We start from the raw sequence: 18,496 nt of genomic DNA, 5'->3' as shown, positions 1-18,496 counted from the left end.
CCCGAATATTAATCACGCGCTTACTTTTACCAGAAACCGAACGCTTTGACTAATTAATTTGCTATCCACCTGGAAAATATGTTGATCAATTTCAAATTCTGCTTATACTGCACGGCTGTGTAATATATAAAACCTACGGAGAAAGCGGGTGCGAAAACAATATTTAAAGCGCACTTTAGTTGGCGCAGTGGTGACATTAAGTCTTTCTGGGATGCTAACTGGGTGTAATAAAGCCATTTCTGAGCCGTCTGAACCTTTAATCAAACCTGTAAAATTACTGGCGGTGAAAGACCTAGAACTTGAAGACTCGCACGCCTTTTTAGCGCGTATTGATGCAACACATCGCGCGCAGCTTTCTTTTCAGATTGGTGGAGAGGTTGATGAATTACGTGTACGCATGGGCCAAAAGGTCCAAAAAGGTGAAGTGCTTGCAACGTTAGACCCTAAAGATCTTCAGCTTGCGTTAGATGCCGCTCAAGCGCAGTACGCGTTAGCGAAAACACAATGGGACCGCGCGAAAAACCTTTACGGAAAAAAACTCATTAGTACTGATGAGTACGATCAGAAAGAAACGCAATATAAAGCGGCATTGGCGAACTACGAACAAGCTAAAACCGATTTGAGCTATACCAAAATTCACGCACCGTTTGATGGCATTGTGTCATATACCTATGTCAACCCGTTTCAAGTAGTAGCAGAGAAGCAGGAGATCTTGAATCTCATTGATAACACGACGTTGGATGTATCTTTCACCTTGCCTGTAAGTTATGCGGAATCTGTATCACTTGAGTCACTGCAAAACTCCGATATGTGGGTGACGATGGATAGCGAGCCAGGAAAACGTATTCCTGGGCAATTTAAAGAAATTTCGACGCAGCCAAACATCGATACCAATAGCTATGAGGCGATCGTGACCATCACTCGGCCAGAAGATCGCAATTTGCTGACAGGTATGACAGGGCAGGTACACATTGCTAAACAACATGTATCGGACGCGATGACGTTACCTCAGTCTGCTTGGGTCAACAAAAATGGGACGCAAGGTGAAGTTTGGGTAATGGACAGAAGCACGCAGCAGGTCAATAAAGTCACTGTCTCACTTGACGCAGCAGGTGGTGTGAAAGCCGGGCTTGATAACAATGATTACGTTGTTATTGCTGGTGTTGAGAGACTGGTTGAAGGACAAGTGGTGAAAGCTTGGGTTCGTGAGGGAGGCATTTAATGAAACGTTCTCTACTTACGATCTCTGCGATTGCACTTGCAGTTTTAACAGGGTGCAAAAATGAAAACCAAGCTATCGTCGAGCAGCCACTTTTTGTGTCGACTATCTCGGTGGATGCACCAGTACAAAGTCAACATCGCGCGTTCAAAGGCATAGTAGTGCCTGCAGAGCAAACGCCAATGGCATTTCGCCGCGCTGGGGAAGTTCAGCACGTATTGGTTAAAGCGGGTGACGTTGTGAAGCAGGGACAAATGATCGCAAAGCTAGATGATAGTAAAGAGAAGCAAGCCGTGAATGACGCAGAAGCACAATACACACTTGCAATTCGTCAGCTTAAACGCGGTGAAGACTTGCATGCACGTCAAATGATTTCAAAAGCGGAACTTGATGAGCTAACCGCCAATAAAGAGCTAGCTGAGGCTACTTTCTATAACGCGACCAATCAATTGAATTACACCCGTTTATTCGCCCCGTTCGCCGGTAAAGTATCCGATGTTTTCAAAGAACGTTTTGAGCGTGTGGCAATTGGTGAACCCGTGTTAAACCTATACCAAAACGATTTGGTTTACGTGCGTATTGAGCTTTCCGACAATGTTTTAGCGATGGTAGACCCAAACTCAGACAGCATGAGCTACAAGCCTAGAGCAACCTTCTCCGGCATCGATGGCAGATTTGCTTTGGACTATTTAGAGCACACAAGTGAACCCAACGCTGAAACTCAAACCTACGAAATGTACTTGACGATGCCACAGCCAAAAACAGAGATATTGCCGGGAACCAGCGTAAGCGTTTTGGTCGATATGGTGAAGGCGGGCATTACCTCTATCGATGGTTACAGTGTTCCTGTCACGGCGCTTCAAGCAGGCAGTGAAGGGAATGAGTTCTTTGTGTGGAAAAAAGAAGGTGACATTGTCACACGAGTGCCTGTCATGATTTCTCAAGTGAATGGCAATGGAGCCATTGTGTCGTCAGGTGTTAGCCAGGGCGATATTCTGATTAATTCAAATCTGCGTAAATTACGCGAAGGTAAACATGTGGATGTTGTGGAGAATAACCAATAATGAACATTGCTGAGTATTCAATAAAAAACAAAGTCATCAGCTGGTTGTTCATTATTATCCTTGCTGTTGGTGGTTTAACGTCATTTTTGGAGCTTGGACGATTAGAAGACCCGGCATTTACGATCAAAGATGCCATGATCATCTCAACATACCCTGGCGCGACGTCAAAAGAAGTTGAAGAAGAGCTGACGTATCCTCTAGAAAAAGAGATTCGAAAACTCCCTTATATAGACAAAATTACCTCTACGTCTTCTAATGGTATGTCTCAAATAACGGTGAGCATGGAAATGGACTATGGTCCTGATGAACTGCCGCAAATTTGGGATGAAATGCGCCGTAAAATTAATGATTTACGACCATCATTGCCTCAAGGTGTTCAGTCTTTACAGATCATTGATGATTTCGGTGACGTTTATGGCGTGATGTTAATGCTCACTGGTGACGATTACGACTATGTAGAGCTGAAACGTTATGCGGATTACCTGACCCGTGAAATCGAGCTTGTTGATGGTGTTGGTAAGGTAGACATCACGGGCGATCAGCAAGAAATGCTATTCGTTGAGATCTCACTTGATCGCCTTGCTGCACTGAACTTAGACATGAATGTGGTTTCGAGCTTGTTGAACCAGCAAAACAATGTGGTTTCAGCAGGTGAAGTGATGGTCAATGGCGAAAGCCTTGTTATTCGCCCAAGCGGCACCTTAAACACTGTAGAAGCACTAGAAAATCTGATCATTCATGGCCGTGACACAGGAAATCTAATTCGTCTAAAAGACGTAGCAACGATTTCTCGCGGTATTCAAGAGAAGCCAAGCAACGTCGTACTCTTTAACGGTCAAAAAGCGATTAATATCGGTATCTCGTTTGCATCGGGTGTGAACGTGGTTGAGGTTGGTGAACGTTTGGATGCGGAGCTCGCGAGCCTTGAGTCTATCAAGCCTGCTGGCATCGATATGAACTACTTTTACAACCAAGCCAATGAGGTGGATGAATCTGTTAAAGCGTTTGTAATTAGTCTAGCGGAGGCAGTGGCGATCGTAATCATTGTGTTGCTGTTTACTATGGGTTTACGCAGTGGTGTCATCATTGGAGTTGTGTTGTTATTGACGGTATTTGGTACCTTCATTTTGATGAATTACAACAACATCGAACTGCATCGTATTTCTCTTGGCGCGTTAATTATTGCCTTAGGTATGCTGGTTGATAACGCGATTGTTGTCGTGGAAGGCATATTGGTTGGCCTAAAGAAAGGGCGTACCAAAGTTCAAGCGGCTGTCGATATTGTAAAGCAAACACAATGGCCTTTGCTGGGCGCGACTGTTATTGCAATTACGGCTTTTGCACCTATCGGCTTGTCGCAAGATGCGACAGGTGAGTTCATGGGCTCTCTATTCTGGGTGCTGTGTTTCTCACTATTTTTAAGCTGGATTACCGCTATTACACTGACGCCTTTCCTTGCCGATCTTTTGTTGAAAGAGGAAAACAAAGAGCAGGGTACTAGCGAAGATGATCCTTATAAAGGCTGGTTGTTTGTCGTATTTGGGGCATCACTGAAATTTGCATTGCGATTCCGCTGGCTTACCGTTGCTGGCATGGTGGCGCTATTAGTGGGTGCTGTCGTGGCATTTGGTAATGTAAAACAGCAGTTCTTCCCACCATCGAATACGCCGATGTTCTACGTGGATATGTGGATGCCAGAGGGTACTGACATCCGTGAAACGATCAAAAAAGCTGAAGAGGTCGAAAGCTACATTCGTCAGCAAGATGATATTGACTTTGTTTCTGCTTCGATTGGGCAGGGCCTACAGCGTTTTGCTTTAACCTATCAACCAGAAAAAAGTTACGAAGCGTACGCTCAGTTCCAAGTTCGCGCGATTGATCGTGAGAAAATGTTTGGTTTACTGCATAAGTTAGATGCGAATCTGGCGAAAACATTTGATGCGCCTACGTTCCAGTTTAAATTGATGGAGTTTGGTCCATCACCAGCGTCTAAGATCGAAGCGCGTATTACTGGCCCTGATCCACAAGTTTTACGTGACTTGGCGGTGCAAGTTGAAGACATCCTTCATACCGACCCTGGTGCCCGAAACATTCGTCACGATTGGCGAGAGCGCACCAAGGAACTTGTACCCGTTTTCAATGAGTCTAAAGCTCGTCGCTTAGGTATTTCGAAAGAAGATCTTTCAAGCACACTGCAAATGGCGTTTGGTGGTAGCACCTTAGGTTACTTGCGTGATGGTACACATACGTTGCCAATTATGACACGCCTTCCTGAAGAAGAACGCGTAGATTTTGAATCACTACAAAACGTGACCATTTGGAGTCCTTCGTTGCAAACGTATATTCCGGTTGATCAAGTGATTGATGGCGTTCAACTGGATTGGAGTGAGCCGCTAATTCAGCGTCGTGACCGTAAGCGTACGTTAACCGTTCTCGCGGACCATGATGTGTTGAGTGACGACACGGCAGCAAGCTTATTTGCTCGTGTACAGCCTAAAGTTATGGCATTGCATGTTCCAGAAGGGTACGAAATCACATGGGGTGGTGAGTACGAATCATCCAAAGATGCACAAGAAGGCCTATTCGGTTCATTGCCGATGGGTTACTTGTTGATGTTCATCATTACTATTTTACTGTTTAACTCAATCAAAAAGCCGTTGGTCATTTGGTTCACCGTTCCGTTAGCGATCATTGGCGTTGCTTTTGGTTTGCTTACCACGAACATGCCGTTCAGTTTTACAGCATTCCTTGGTTTGTTAAGCCTAAGTGGCATGATTTTGAAAAACGGTATTGTGTTGCTTGACCAAATTAACCTTGAGTTGGAGTCAGGTAAAGATCCTTACCTCGCGATTGTCGATAGTGCGATAAGCCGCGTTCGTCCGGTAAGTATGGCTGCGCTAACGACTATCTTGGGGATGATTCCACTGGTCTTCGATGCCTTCTTTGGCTCGATGGCAATAACGATTATGGCAGGTCTTGGTTTTGCTACTGTACTGACACTGATAGTGGTGCCAGTGATGTTTGCAATTCTGTTTAGGGTAAAACCGACCACTGCATAGGGACTCCTGGCTATTTGCCAGCTTCCTGCCTAGCCCTGAAGGTTTTCTTCGGGGCTTTTTTGATCTTACTAATATATACCAAACCATTCATTTGCTTGATTCTAATGATTTTCTTACGATTACAATGCAAATCATGCGTATACTGATGTAACGACACATCAAAGATTGAGATTACATGAATAAGCGCATATTAAACGGACTCTTCTTCGTTGGTTCTTTCACCTTGGTTGGCTGCACCGCGACGGATAGCATGCCGACAGAAACCAAACAACCTGCCCCTAAAGTCAACAGTGTTAGTGCTGAAGTCATTTCCAGTTGGATTGATAGTAAGGTTTTAGCCCCTGAAGGGCTGTCGCTCGAGCAAGACAATCTACGTTATCTATCGGGTAGCGCCGACCTAAACAGCGACGGCAAGGCAGAACACATAGTGTTGCTTCAAGATCGCTATTTCTGTGGTAGTGGTGGCTGCTCTGCATATATGTTTGATAATGAGGGAAACGTTATTAATCGAATGTCGGTAACTCGCACGCCTATTGTACTAGCCGACAGTTACAGTAATGGTTGGCAGGACTTTATCGTTTGGAGTAATGGCTCCTATCGACTCATGAGTTACAACGGTGAATCTTATCCAAGTAATCCGTCATTAGAGCCAAAGGTTGATCGAGACGCTAACCAGCAGGCGGCAATCGCAAATGTAATGGCGACAGAGCTTTATCAGCAAGACGGCTATGACATTCTGCCCGCAGAGTCAAAAACCTTGTGGACGCCAGCTAACGTTTACCACTTTACCTTCAAGCACTACGGTGACCCGCATAGCGCTTATCAAGCAACGGTGGATATGAGCAGTGGGGAAGTAGACATTGTAGCCGTTCCGGCTGCGGAATAAAAAACACCTCCCTTAACCGGAATTAAAGGGAGGTGCTAAATGCCAAATTCGAGGGTGGCATTGTTAACCGGAGTCGCTCTAATTAAGCTGTGACTTCTTGTTTCGCTTCTGCTTTGCTTTTTAAGAATGCGTAAGTAAAGCCAGTTACCGCTGTACCTGCTGCAATAGCCACTAAATACATTAATACTGGTGAAATTGCGTTAGGAATTAGCAGCACGAATAGACCGCCGTGTGGTGCCATTAATTTCGCACCGAATAGCATCGATAGGGCACCAGTAAGTGCGCCACCTGCCATACAAGATGGAATCACGCGCATTGGATCTTTCGCAGCAAATGGAATTGCGCCTTCAGAGATGAAACAAAGGCCCAAGACAAATGATGCTTTACCTGCCTCACGTTCATTTTGTTCAAATTTGTTCTTCGCAATGAAGGTCGCTAAACCCATACCTAGCGCAGGAACCATACCTGCGGCCATGATTGCCGCCATTGGCGCGTAAGTTTGTGAAGCCAAAAGGCCAACACCAAATGCGTAAGCGGCTTTGTTTACCGGGCCTCCTAGGTCGAAACACATCATTGCGCCAAGGATAATACCCAGTAGTACTGCACTGTCAGATCCCATGTTGTTTAGGAAGTCAGTCAGGCCGTTCATGATGCCTGAAACTGGGCCGCCTACGATGTAGATCATCACAAGACCAGTGAACAATGTTGCTACAAATGGAATGATCAGAATCGGTTTAAGCGCCTCCATCGATTGTGGCAGTTTCACCTTATCTGCGAGGAGTTTCGCTGCGTAACCGGCAATGAAGCCAGCTGCGATACCACCTAGGAAACCAGCACCCGTTGAACTTGCTAGCATACCACCAACAAGACCAGGAGCCAGACCAGGACGGTCAGCGATTGAAAACGCAATATAGCCAGCAAGTACAGGAATCATCAATGCGAATGCAGAGCCACCACCAATGTTCATCAAGGCTGCTGCTAGTGTGCCTTCTTCTTTAAATGCTTCAATACCGAACACGAAAGATAGAGCGATGATCAAACCACCTGCAACGACGACAGGAAGCATGTGCGAAACACCCGTCATTAGGTGTTTGTAAGCGCCTTTTTTCTCTTCGGTGGAAGATGAAGAGTTAGCTGAACCAGAATGTTGATACACCGTGGCTTGCTCGAATGCTTTGTCCATCTCTTCGGCTGTTTTCTTCAGAGCTGGACCTGTTTTCGTGCGGTACATCTTTTTGCCGTTAAAGCGATCAAGTGGCACTTCAATATCCGCAGCAATGATCACCAGATCGGCGTCTGCAATTTCTTGCTCAGTCAGTTGGTTTTTAGCGCCAACTGAACCACGAGTTTCCACCTTGATTTGATGGCCACGACGCTTGCCTTCTTCTTCTAAAGCTTCTGCCGCCATAAAGGTATGCGCAACGCCAGTAGGGCATGCCGTGATTGCAACAATCTTCTTTGATGCTGATGTTGTATCTGTATTGATAGGGGCTGCAAGTGTGGTTGCTTTTTCAAGTAAAGTGGCGTTTTCAACCGCTTGCTGGAGAAACGCAGTTGCGTCTTTTGCTACTTCGCTAATTTCCGCTTGGTAAACCTTTTTTCCTACAAAACGAGAAGTGTCGACGCTAGTATTTGCCGCAATGACAATGACTTCTGCTTGTTCAACGTCAGCTTCCGTCAATAGTGTTGGTTCAACCACACTTGATTGACATTCTATTTTGGCATTCCAGTTTAATTTTGCGGCGGCTTGTTCTAGTAATCCTGCCGCAAGGATGCTATTTGCTACACCGCTCGGACAGGCAGTAATAATGGCAATATTCATACGATAACCTTCTGTTCCTTAGTTTTGTTCTAAGTTTGTAATAGGGTAAAGCGCGCTAACTTCAGTTTGTCGCTTGATATTTTCCAGTTCTTCCTGACTGGTTAGCCCTACGCCAACTTGACTAACTGCCAAAGCAGAAAGTGCCGTAGCGAAGCGCAATAAATCGTTTTTAGGCATCAGTTGCATGTGGCCCCAACACAAGCCAGCGACCAGCGTATCGCCTGCGCCAACGGTGCTCACTACATTCATTCGAGGTGGTTTTGCACTAAGCCATTCGCCTTGGTTGAGCCACATAACACCGTCAGGTCCCATAGAAACCACGATGTTTTCTATGCCTTTGTCGCTCAGTGTTTGCGCAGCAGCTTGGCATTGTTCTGGCGTTGAAAGGTGCTCGCCGACAAAGTCACTTAGCTCTTCGTCGTTTGGTTTGATCAACCAAGGATGAGCGTCGATGCCTGCGCGTAGTGCTGCTTTGCTGCTATCGAACAACACTTTCTTGCCTTGCTGATGCAGCTTCTCAATCCATGCTGCGCATTGCTCTGCAGTAACACCGACCGGTAGGCTGCCTGCCAATACAAAGTAATCATGCGTCTCCGCTAGACGAAATAGTGTCTCCTCAAAGCGAGTAATTTCGTCGGTCGTTACTTGAACGCCAGGGAAGTTGATATCACTGACGTTGCCATTGGCCTCAACTAGCTTAACGTTGATACGAGTGGCACCCTCTACTTCCACAAATTCATTCTTAACGTTGATGTCATTGAAAAGCTGATGAAATAGCTCAGGGTTATCTTTACCGAGAAAGCCGGTAACCGTGACGTCTGCGCCTAAATCGCTCAATACTTTTGCTACGTTGACACCTTTACCAGCAGCGTGGAGATTGCTTTGCTGTACTAAGCTCACGGAACCAACGTTTAGTTCATTTACTGAGCCTGTTAAATCCAATGCTGGGTTGAGCGTAATAGTGACAACCTTATTTGTTTTGTTTGTCATATCGGATCCTTAACCTTCACCAAGGCCAGAAGCGATTGCATTTCCGATAGACTCCAAGGCTTGCGGGGCATCAGGGCCTTCTGCTGTAAATTGAAGTTGGTGACCATGCTTAACGCCCAGTGCGATGACTTTCATTAGGCTCTTCGCGTTTACTGCTTTTCCATCTCCGTCTAAGTTGGTAACACGTATAGTGGATTCAAACTTTTTCGCTTCTGCGACTAACATTGCCCCAGGACGAGCATGTAGGCCGTGAGAGTTTTTGATTTTAAATACAGCGGTATTGCCTTCTTCTGAAAATGCGGCTGTGACTTCTTCACCTTTGAACAAAGCAAGAATCTGTTCTACTGATGCATCTAAAAGCTTGCCGTGTTCATTGTTAAACACAATGTTAGAAAGCGTTTTTAGGATAGGTTGGTGAGCATTGTTACATGCCGCGAACGCGATAAGTGCACGCACTTTTTGACCTTCATATTCGCAGTCGTTTGCCGTCGAGACAAATGACACGCCTGTGCGAGTGACATGTTTGTCACTGCCAATTAACCACAGGCCATTACCTAAGTGAGTTGGTTGTTTGGTAACGAGATCAGCAACGAATTCGTTATCAGCACATCCCGTATTTTTTAACAGACCACCAGCAACAGCACTCATCTGTAGCATGTCGCTCGCAGGGAACATGAGTTGAATTAAAGAAGCGTCAAAGTCTGCTTCAAGCTGAACATCACCGTGCAGTAGGGCGATGATTTCGTCTTCATTTTTTGCATTACGCAGACGTTCTTCTACGCCATCTGCGCCTAGCACTTTGGTGAGCTGTTTAAGAATGCCAAGGTGCTCATCAGATTTAGCTGCGATACCGATAGCGACGAACACAGTATTGCCATCACCCCAGTCGACACCTTGTGGGAAGTGGTGCACAGCAACACCCGTTGTTTTCACCATTGCACGAGTGTCGGTTGTACCGTGCGGTATGGCAATACCGTTCCCCAAAAACGTAGAGTTTTGGTTTTCACGGTTTAGCATGCCTTCAACGTAACCTTGCTCAACTAGGCCTTTATCAGTCAGGCTATGAGCAATACTCTTTATTGCTTCAAACTTATCTGTCGCTGATTGCGAGAGGGTAATGTCGTTCTTATTTAGCTTAAGCATGGTGCTTCTCCAGCCTTAAGGTATCAATTTAAAAATGTATTCTGTGTGAGAAGTTGAACGCCGCTTCTTCTGAGCGCTTATCACTCCTCAAACCTTTTATCTTTCAAGCTAAATCGATTCAGCTTGTTGGTAAATTTTTTAAAAGACTCAGAAAAACTGTTTTAAAAACTGACGTTAACAAATGAGTCTTTGGCGCTGTCCTATAGCCTAGCCTACAAATTGGTTTGTTGTGTATTCAGGTGATTTACGTCAATTTTTAAGTTTTGCTGAATCCTTTCAGCTTTTATACTGAATCGGTTCAGCTTATAATTCAACTTATCGAAAGATCGTTGATGTATTAATATGATCGCGCGCACAGAATAAGGTTTAGAATATGACACTGGATGAAATAGCCAAATTAGCGGGTGTTTCTAAGACAACTGCAAGCTATGTGATTAACGGAAAAGCGCAGAAATACCGCATCAGCGAGAAGACTCAGAAAAAGGTGATGGCCGTTGTAGATGAGTACAATTATAAGCCAGATCATGCGGCGTCTTCCTTGCGGGCAGGTAATTCACGCTCATTTGGGCTTATCATCCCAGACTTAGAGAACACCAGTTATGCGCGTCTTGCAAAGCTGATAGAGCAGAACTCTCGGAAAGCGGGGTACCAAATTTTGATTGGCTGCTCTGATGATGATCCTGATACAGAGCAAAAGGTGGCGGAAGCATTAGTCAGTCGTCGCATTGATGCGTTGTTTGTGGCAAGTGGTATGCCCACTGCAAACGAGTATTACCTTAAGTTGCAAAATTCTGGTACGCCAGTTATCGCGCTAGACCGTCCAATGGATGATGAGCACTTTTGTTGTGTCATCAGCGAAGATTTTGATGCCGCACTTGAACTCACTCAGTCAGTACTGTCAGAGGATATTAAGTCCATTGGCTTAATCGGTGCATTGCAAGATCTTCAAGTCTCAAAAGAGCGTGAGCTCGGTTTTCTATCTGCTTCTCAACAAGGTGGCAAAACGGCAACATTGGGTTATGGACAACACTTCTCCCGGGAAGAAGGCAAGAAAGTCTTAGAGAGATGGTTAATAGAGAACGCATTGCCAGATGCCATTGTTACAACGTCATACACACTGTTAGAAGGTGTGTTGGATGTAATGCTAGAAAAACCAGAACTGATGGGAAAGGTGCGTTTAGCGACATTTGGTGATAATCGACTGCTGGACTTCTTGCCTGTGAAAATCAACTCTTTGCCTCAACAGTTTGAGTTGATCGCGGACAGCGCAATGGAGTTAGCACTCAACGCTTCCGCCAAGCGTTACAAGCCTGGCGTAGAACTTATCCCGCGTAAAATTGTGAAACGTCACTAAGTAACTAAATAGGTTGCTCAAAGCTTTACTTCAGCCGTCAGCGCCACAAATGCGTGGTCGCTGGCGTTTTTATCTCTGTCATAAATCGGGTTGATCAGATGTTGGTTAGACACCTGATAGTCAACAACCTCGGCAACCGATATATCTGATAAGGTGTCAAACTCTTGTGAGAGCAAGATATAGTCGAGTACATTCCCAGTGGAAAAATGATAGTGCGTGGCTGGGCGTTCATCCTTCAGGGTGTCACTTTGCAATAACCAACCATCTTTGAGTTGTAATTCAGTGACGCTGTCACCAGTGTTGGATACCAATGCGCTGTTAACGCTGATAGGAGTGATAGGTTGATTCATATCGCCCATTAACACTGTCGGCATTGGTTCTTTTCGATACCTCTTTTGCATCGCGTCTCTTAACATCGCTGCTTCCCAGCCTCTTTGCTGGGTGGATAACCAGCGCCCAATAATCGTGCTAGACGTTTCTGGTTGTTCTGAGTCGGCTGGGCGTTGAGATTTCAGGTGCGTTACGTAAACGGCGATATGACCAAGTACAGGATGTATTACTTGGGCATAGATAGGTTTGCGACTGAACTCTGGAACAACACTTACTCCAAAAGGCTCAAGCGTTGCTAAGTCAAACTCTACCGCTTGTACTTTTTCTATTGGAAACCGAGATGCGATTGCCACAACAGGGCTTGAGTAAATGTACTCATCCTCAACATGTGGGGTGTCAACGGTCGCAAAGTAGGGGTAGCCGATGGTTGAAAAAAATGTCTGGGTCTTCTCGATACTGAACACTTCTTGTAAACCAATCACGTCGCCTTCCAGTTTTTCAACTTGACGTTGCGTCCACGAAAGTTTGTCTCGCCATTGCTCTAACGAGTATATGTTCTCGAAATCATAGTAGGCGTTAGGCGGTGCGACAAAATTAAACAAGTTCGCAGTGACAAAGGTAATTCTACTTGGTTGAGACAAAGTATTCGCTCTTTTCAACAATAACTTAGAGAGTATATACCTTCAGGTTGCGTAATTGCAGCTTCGTTTGAGCTACGCATCGGTATACAAGCTAACAAGCGACAAGTTAAATGGGTTAAGAGGTGCTCAAATGCCAAGGCGAATCGGTGATTGAACATCGGCAGAGGTTTCTATTTTTAAGCATTGCGTTTAAACTTCAGGGCATCAAATAGTAAGAGTAAGTAACATGACCCAAGATTACGACCACGAAGAGTATTTAGAAGGCGAAGAGATTGAGATCGAAGCGATTGGCATCGATGTTGATGCGCATCCAATCGAACTGTACAAGCTTTTTAAAATCGCAAACTTGGTCAGCGGTGGCGGCGAAGCAAAACATATCATCGAGGAAGGCTACGTCGCGGTGAATGGTGAACTAGAAACACGTAAGCGCCGCAAGATGTATGATGGTGACTTTTTTGAGTTTAACCAGGAATATTATGTTGTGGTTTGCGATGCGCCAGTAACCGAACCTGAAACGGCAGAGCAAAAAGCAGAAAAGAAAGCGAAAAAAGAAGCGCAGTCTTCTCGTAAAGATAAGTCTCGTCAAAGTAAGTCACCTAAAGCCTCTGGGCCTAAATCAACAGGCCGTAAAGCGGCACATAAAGAGCGTAAAGCGCAGAAAGAAGCGTTGTCTCAGTCTGCTAAGAAAGGCAAAAAAGAAGACAAACCGCAAGCCACTCGTGATCCGAAGAGCGGTCGTAATTCTATTGATTTTTTCTAGGGAAATGAACGCTTAACTAAATAAGTGACATCTGAGTAAAACTAAAAAGCGCCGAGCATATTATATCGGCGCTTTTTTGGTTTCACTGTGCTGTAAGTGGGCAGTGTTAATGCACTGTCGTCTCGATGTTTAGGCTATCTGTCCAGTGATGAATGGCGCAAGGCTTTCCTAAGTAAAAGCCTTGGTAATAATCCAAATTAAGTTGATACATAGCTTGTAGTTGCACGTCTTCTTCAACCCCTTCTATAATGACTTTTGCTCCCATATGATCCGCTAGATCAACGGCGCTATGTATGGAAAAGGTTTCTCCGGCGCAGTAGTCTAGCAAATAGGAACGATCGATTTTGATGATGTCAGGGCAGAGCTGCTGAACACGTGCGATATCAGAATGTTGGGCGCCAAAATCATCGATAGCAAAGATAAAGCCATTCGCTTTCATTAACTGTACGGCTTTGATTAATAAATCCGTATTTCCGCATGACTCTTCGACTACTTCAAAAACTACGTCTGATGGGCTCATACCAAGTTCGGAAAGGCGTTTGTAAAGCAGGCCGTTATCTTTAAAGCCCATGTCTTTGGTTAGCGTGAGTAGCGTTTGAGGCATGACGTTAAGAAACAGTTTGATCGGTGTCCCTGCGAAATAGCGTGCAAAATTTCGAATGTGCATTGCTCTGGATAAAAACTCTACACATAAGCGAAAGTAGGGATCAAGACCATTATTGGCCAGAAACACGTCAGGACGAATTAGGGAACCATCAATGCCACGAATACGCAGTAAGGCTTCCATACCAATAATACGTTGGCGTCTATCAAAAATTGGCTGATAAACACTGTGAAAAGTGAATTGATTGAGAGCTACGTAATATTCACCAAGATTATCTTGTTTTATGTATCGCTCGTAGTCGGATTGATTCTTTAACTCCATGAAAAACGCCGAAAATTTAGCATCTTGTCAATGTAACAGGGTGCAATTCTGATTTGAAGAATCAAATGTGCCTAATTACATATGCGGTTGAGTTAATTTGAAATGGCTTCCGATTTTGCTTCAATATGGCGAAAAATAAGTGACAGACCAAAACAGATTAAGAAGTAAGCAAGGCCGACAATCAGCCAAATTTCAAATATATACCCTGATGAATTTGCCATCTCTGTCCCAACAAACGTCATTTCTTGTATCGAAATCAGTGAAACAATAGAGGTGTCTTTCACCAAAGAGATGGTTTGACCGGCAAGTGCAGGTGTTATTGATTTAAGCACCTGTGGCGCGATAACAAATCGGTATTTCACCCATCGAGACAAGCCCAATGAGTCAGCCGCTTCCCACTGACCTTGGTCGATACTTTGTAAACCACCGCGCACAACTTCTGCAATGTAGGCAGAAGAGAGTAAGCCGACGCATAACACGCCAGAGGCAAGGTTTTCCCAAAGGTTAGAAGGCCCAAACAGAAAGCGCTGTAGCGCATTTGGTTCGCCGTTGTAGTTTCGTAGAAGATCTTCCAAACCGAGTAACGGGATCAATTGGTTAGAAATGAAAAAGTAGAAAATAAAAACAAACACCAACGGAGGGATGTTTCTCACTAACTGGATAAACGCATTGGCAGGTGTGCGCAACCAAACGGAACGAGAGAAGCGTGCTAAGCCTAACAAAGTGCCAAACACTAATGCGAAGCTGATGCCCCAAATACTGAGCCTTAACGTCGAAATCAAACCTTGGAAGAAGTAGGGCAAACCACCATCTGCTCTAGGCGTGAAAAGTAATTCAAGCGCCTCTTTCCACTGCCACAAATAATGCACACCAACAGCGGACCGATGGTACAGCCAAACACCACCGATACCGCACATAACAAGTAGTACCCAGTCTAGTGTGTTTAATTGCGGTAAAAGGTAGCCTGTGCTGGATTTCGCGGGTGCTGTGCGAGTGGTAGTGTGTTCGCCCAAAAATTTGACTCCGATAAGTTATGGAAAAGTAAAATGGATGATTGGAGAGTATAGGCTCGCGGCGTCCACGAGCCATTTAGATTACTGGCCTTGCGCGACTTGATCTTGCCAATCTAATGTCGAGAACCAGTATTCATAACGTTGTTTTAACCATCCATCTTGGGTTCTTGCTTCAATCCATTTATTGAAAAAGGCCTTTTTATCTTCTTCCCCCAAGCGAACCGCAAAGGCTTCGTTACCTTTTGATAGTCGCTCAGAGAATGGAAGGAATAGCTTGTCACTGTGTTTCACTGTCTCATGTTCTGGCTTTGGGCTAGAGGCAATGACCGCGTGGGCGTTACCATTCAGCACCTCTTGGAAGGCTTGCGCATCGTCATCAAATTGCAGAATCTTCGCTTTCGGGAAGGTTTCTCTGGCTACTTGAACGGTGAATGCGCCGCGACGAGCCGCAATTTTTACGCGTCGTGAGTCAAAATCGGAGAATTTGCTAAAATCAGAGGCGAGTTCTTTGTTTGCTGCTACTTGAACGCCTGAGTGCGAGTAGGCCTCAGTAAACAACACGCTTTTGGAACGTTCAGGCGTAACCGACATGCCACCGATGATCACGTCGAACTTTTTCGCCAGTAGTGCGGGAATAATGCCATCCCACGCAGTTGGTACGAATTCCACTTTCAAACCTGAATCTTGTGCTAAGCGTTTGGCCACATCGATTTCAAAACCGATTAACTCACCTTGCTTGTTACGCATTGCCCAAGGTACAAATGTTGACATACCAACGCGCAAAGTGCCTCGTTCTTTGATTTGATCTACATTGGGTGTGGCGACATCTTCTTTCGCGATTGTAGGCATAGTGATGGCTAGCCCTAATAATGCAGTAATGGTCGCTTTGAATAACTTCATGTTATCTCCTTATAATTTGCGCCAACTGGCTCCGAGTTTGTGTTCTAGCCATGCAGACAAGCCAGAAAGTGACAGAGTGAGAGCAAGATAAATTGCTGCCACGGTAAACCAAATTTCGAACGGCATCGCCGTCTCTGAGACGATGTTGCGTGCCTGTGTTGTTAGATCAAAAATCGCCATCACGCTTACAATGGAAGAGTTTTTGATCAAAGAAACCACTTCATTGGTTAATGGCGGTAATGTGCGCTGTAAAACCTGAGGCAAAATTACGTCTTTGTAGGTGTAAAACGGTGATAGCCCGAAAGTTTGTGCTGCTTCGAATTGCCCTTTAGGAATACTGTTTAAACCTGCACGGAATATTTCCGCGGTGTAGGCACCTTGGAAAAGGGATAATGCCAAAACGGCGGTGCTGAATCGGTCCAAACCAATCACGGGGCCAAACACGAAGTAGAGTAAATAGATTTGCACCAACAACGGCGTGTTACGTATTACTTCGACATAAGTGGTACCAATAACATTGCCGACTTTCGAATCGCTAAGCCTTAGTAACGCGGTAACCAACCCTAATACTAAGGTAAAAAATAGACTAATAGCCGAGATGTTAAGCGTGACCAATAGCCCATCAATAAGTTCTGCCGGCCACCATTCTCCATCTTCATAAAAAGCGATGTAATCAGGTACGCGCTCCCATTGCCATTGATAGCCCATAGCGTCGGCACCAGAGTCCAACACCCACACAATCGCTATGAAGAGGAGCGTCATTTGCAGTAAAGCTTGAAGGACAGGTTTGATTACGCGAACTATCATCAGTAACTTAAAATTTGGTTCAAAAATGTTTGGGTTCGTGGATGCTGTGGTGTCTCAAATAAGGCGACTGGAGAGTTCATTTCCACGATTTGGCCTTCATCCATAAATACCACGCGGTTCGCTACTTTTTTGGCAAATCCCATTTCATGCGTGACGCAAATCATCGTCATTCCGCTTTGAGCCAGCTCAACCATGACATCCAACACTTCGTTGATCATTTCCGGATCAAGCGCTGAAGTTGGCTCGTCAAACAGGAGTAAATCCGGTTCCATACACAAGGAGCGGGCAATCGCGACGCGTTGCTGCTGACCGCCAGAAAGCTGGATAGGGTACTTACTCGCTTGCTCTTCAATATTGACTCGCTTTAGGTAATGTTTTGCGCGTTTTTCCGCTTCTTGTTTTGATAATTTGTGTGTGCGAATCGGCGCTAAGGTGAGGTTTTCCAGTACAGTCAAGTGAGGAAAAAGGTGAAAGTGTTGGAACACCATGCCGATTTTACCGGGCTTGAGAGATTTTGCGTGAGAAGGCTGGTCGAACACATGAAGCTGGCCTTCTTGAATCGATTCAAGATGGTTGATGCAACGAATGAGCGTTGATTTTCCGGAACCTGAAGGGCCACACACCACGACGATCTCGCCAGAATGCACGGAGAAGTTGATGTCTTTTAGAGCGTGGTAATCGCCATACCACTTATTTACGTCGCTAAACTCAACGACGGGAGTATTCTCTTTCAAAGGGGCACGCTATAACGGAAAAATATCCTTTTACAATAGCAAGTTGTGCGCGTAATTTCATTAAGAATAAGCTAATGTTTAGGCGATGATTTTAAGACTCTATTCAGATCGCTTACAAGATACATCCATGTTTCTTTAATGTTGGTGCAGTCTAGAGTCTAGAGTATGACTAACTCAGTTCAACGAGATACGGATAACGAACAACAATCGCAACAACAGACATAACCATTAGTGTCTGTGCAGAATAGTAGGTCACCATGACAACTTGTCGTGAAAATATTGACCGTCCTCCAAAGCGTTCGAAAGCCAATACGATGCCAGAGATAATAAAGATAAAGCTTCCGAGCACTGCAAAGGAGGAGGATTGTGTTTTCCCACTCAAATAATACTCGATCGAAGCCCAGCACATAGTCATCAGTACCAATATATAACTAGCAACTGGCCGTTTTTCTTTACCGAGATCCGGTCGGAACAACCAGTAGACGCATATACCGAGTCCGAACAAGGCAATTGGGAGCCAAGGTGTAAAATGCCACGCTGACATGATGGCAAAACCATAACTATAGGAGAGATGGGCAGAGCAAAAGAGCACTAATCCTGTAATGAACTTGTCTCTAGGGAGCATTAATAACACGTCACCAAGCAACGAGAGCGATAAGCCAATCAAAATCCAATGCGCATATGGCATTGGGTAAGCCGGGGACTGAATTAAAATACCAAGCATACAGAGCACTGGTAATGGTTTAGAAACGTAAAAGAGCCATTTAGAGCCTTTACGGATACTGATGATATGTATGAATGCTAATACGACAACAACTAGCCACATAAAGTGTTTTCTCGAACAGACAA

The 18,496-nt window shown here is 44.9% G+C and carries 16 protein-coding genes; 6 read left to right on the top strand and 10 right to left on the bottom strand.

Annotation, left to right across the window (positions count from 1 at the left end):
- Positions 1-148 precede the first annotated feature (148 nt).
- The 4 genes from R7P80_RS15845 (at position 149) to R7P80_RS15830 (ending at position 6,228) form a co-directional block, all read left to right on the top strand.
- Positions 149-1,222: an efflux RND transporter periplasmic adaptor subunit gene (locus R7P80_RS15845; RefSeq protein ID WP_225491838.1), complete on the top strand. Its 1,074-nt coding sequence runs from the start codon at positions 149-151 to the stop codon at positions 1,220-1,222.
- The gene (locus R7P80_RS15840) at positions 1,222-2,283 is read left to right on the top strand and encodes an efflux RND transporter periplasmic adaptor subunit (RefSeq protein ID WP_005376420.1); all 1,062 of its coding nucleotides are present in this window, start codon (positions 1,222-1,224) and stop codon (positions 2,281-2,283) included. Before R7P80_RS15845 ends, R7P80_RS15840 begins: the two co-directional genes overlap by 1 nt.
- Positions 2,283-5,342 carry an efflux RND transporter permease subunit gene (locus tag R7P80_RS15835; RefSeq protein ID WP_017820963.1) on the top strand — a complete coding sequence of 1,020 codons (3,060 nt, stop codon included), beginning with the start codon at positions 2,283-2,285 and terminating at the stop codon, positions 5,340-5,342. The genes R7P80_RS15840 and R7P80_RS15835 overlap by 1 nt, the downstream gene beginning before the upstream one ends.
- A 175-nt stretch (positions 5,343-5,517) precedes the next feature.
- Entirely contained in the window at positions 5,518-6,228 is a 711-nt protein-coding gene (locus tag R7P80_RS15830; protein ID WP_005376411.1) for a hypothetical protein, read from the top strand.
- 82 nt (positions 6,229-6,310) lie between these two features.
- Here R7P80_RS15830 and fruA read toward each other — a convergent pair whose 3' ends face one another.
- The 3 genes from fruA to fruB are packed head-to-tail and all read right to left on the bottom strand — an operon-like array spanning position 6,311 to position 10,183.
- The gene (gene fruA, locus R7P80_RS15825) at positions 6,311-8,050 is read right to left on the bottom strand and encodes a PTS fructose transporter subunit IIBC (RefSeq protein WP_225491837.1); all 1,740 of its coding nucleotides are present in this window, start codon (positions 8,048-8,050) and stop codon (positions 6,311-6,313) included.
- Between the two features lie 18 nt (positions 8,051-8,068).
- On the bottom strand, positions 8,069-9,040 hold the full coding sequence (gene pfkB, locus R7P80_RS15820; RefSeq protein ID WP_225491836.1) for a 1-phosphofructokinase: 972 nt from the start codon (positions 9,038-9,040) through the stop codon (positions 8,069-8,071).
- A gap of 9 nt (positions 9,041-9,049) precedes the next feature.
- A complete protein-coding gene (gene fruB / locus R7P80_RS15815) occupies positions 9,050-10,183 on the bottom strand; it encodes a fused PTS fructose transporter subunit IIA/HPr protein (protein WP_225491835.1) in 1,134 nt (377 codons plus the stop codon).
- A gap of 373 nt (positions 10,184-10,556) precedes the next feature.
- Here fruB and cra point away from each other — a divergent pair, with 373 nt between their 5' ends.
- Positions 10,557-11,537, top strand: a complete 981-nt coding sequence (cra, locus tag R7P80_RS15810; protein ID WP_225491834.1) for a catabolite repressor/activator — start codon at positions 10,557-10,559, stop codon at positions 11,535-11,537.
- Between the two features lie 17 nt (positions 11,538-11,554).
- On the opposite strand, the gene R7P80_RS15805 is transcribed toward cra, so the two are convergent.
- Entirely contained in the window at positions 11,555-12,508 is a 954-nt protein-coding gene (locus R7P80_RS15805) for an endonuclease/exonuclease/phosphatase family protein (protein ID WP_213880721.1), read from the bottom strand.
- Positions 12,509-12,734: 226 nt separating this feature from the next.
- On the opposite strand from R7P80_RS15805, the gene R7P80_RS15800 reads away from it, so the two are divergent.
- Positions 12,735-13,268: an RNA-binding S4 domain-containing protein gene (locus tag R7P80_RS15800; RefSeq protein WP_005376400.1), complete on the top strand. Its 534-nt coding sequence runs from the start codon at positions 12,735-12,737 to the stop codon at positions 13,266-13,268.
- Between the two features lie 106 nt (positions 13,269-13,374).
- On the opposite strand, the gene R7P80_RS15795 is transcribed toward R7P80_RS15800, so the two are convergent.
- The 6 genes from R7P80_RS15795 to R7P80_RS15770 form a co-directional block, all read right to left on the bottom strand.
- Complete coding sequence (locus R7P80_RS15795; RefSeq protein ID WP_053303582.1) at positions 13,375-14,193, bottom strand: EAL domain-containing protein; 819 nt, start codon at positions 14,191-14,193, stop codon at positions 13,375-13,377.
- A 92-nt stretch (positions 14,194-14,285) separates the two neighbouring features.
- Positions 14,286-15,206 carry an amino acid ABC transporter permease gene (locus R7P80_RS15790; protein ID WP_017820957.1) on the bottom strand — a complete coding sequence of 307 codons (921 nt, stop codon included), beginning with the start codon at positions 15,204-15,206 and terminating at the stop codon, positions 14,286-14,288.
- An 81-nt stretch (positions 15,207-15,287) separates the two neighbouring features.
- Positions 15,288-16,106, bottom strand: coding sequence for a transporter substrate-binding domain-containing protein (locus R7P80_RS15785; RefSeq protein ID WP_047103554.1), 819 nt, complete (start codon positions 16,104-16,106; stop codon positions 15,288-15,290).
- Between the two features lie 9 nt (positions 16,107-16,115).
- The gene (locus tag R7P80_RS15780; RefSeq protein WP_225491833.1) at positions 16,116-16,913 is read right to left on the bottom strand and encodes an amino acid ABC transporter permease; all 798 of its coding nucleotides are present in this window, start codon (positions 16,911-16,913) and stop codon (positions 16,116-16,118) included.
- Entirely contained in the window at positions 16,913-17,647 is a 735-nt protein-coding gene (locus tag R7P80_RS15775) for an amino acid ABC transporter ATP-binding protein (protein ID WP_225491832.1), read from the bottom strand. Before R7P80_RS15775 ends, R7P80_RS15780 begins: the two co-directional genes overlap by 1 nt.
- 169 nt (positions 17,648-17,816) lie before the next feature.
- Positions 17,817-18,473 (bottom strand): lysoplasmalogenase, encoded by a 657-nt coding sequence (locus tag R7P80_RS15770; protein WP_005376394.1) that lies wholly within the window; start codon positions 18,471-18,473, stop codon positions 17,817-17,819.
- Between the last annotated feature and the right edge of the window lie 23 nt (positions 18,474-18,496).

Origin of the sequence: Vibrio sp. 2092, assembly GCF_033339635.1 — a bacterium.
In the GTDB taxonomy this organism is placed as follows: domain Bacteria; phylum Pseudomonadota; class Gammaproteobacteria; order Enterobacterales; family Vibrionaceae; genus Vibrio; species Vibrio alginolyticus.
The sequence above is the reverse complement of the archived record's forward strand: the minus strand, read 5'-3'. Positions and strand labels throughout refer to the sequence as shown.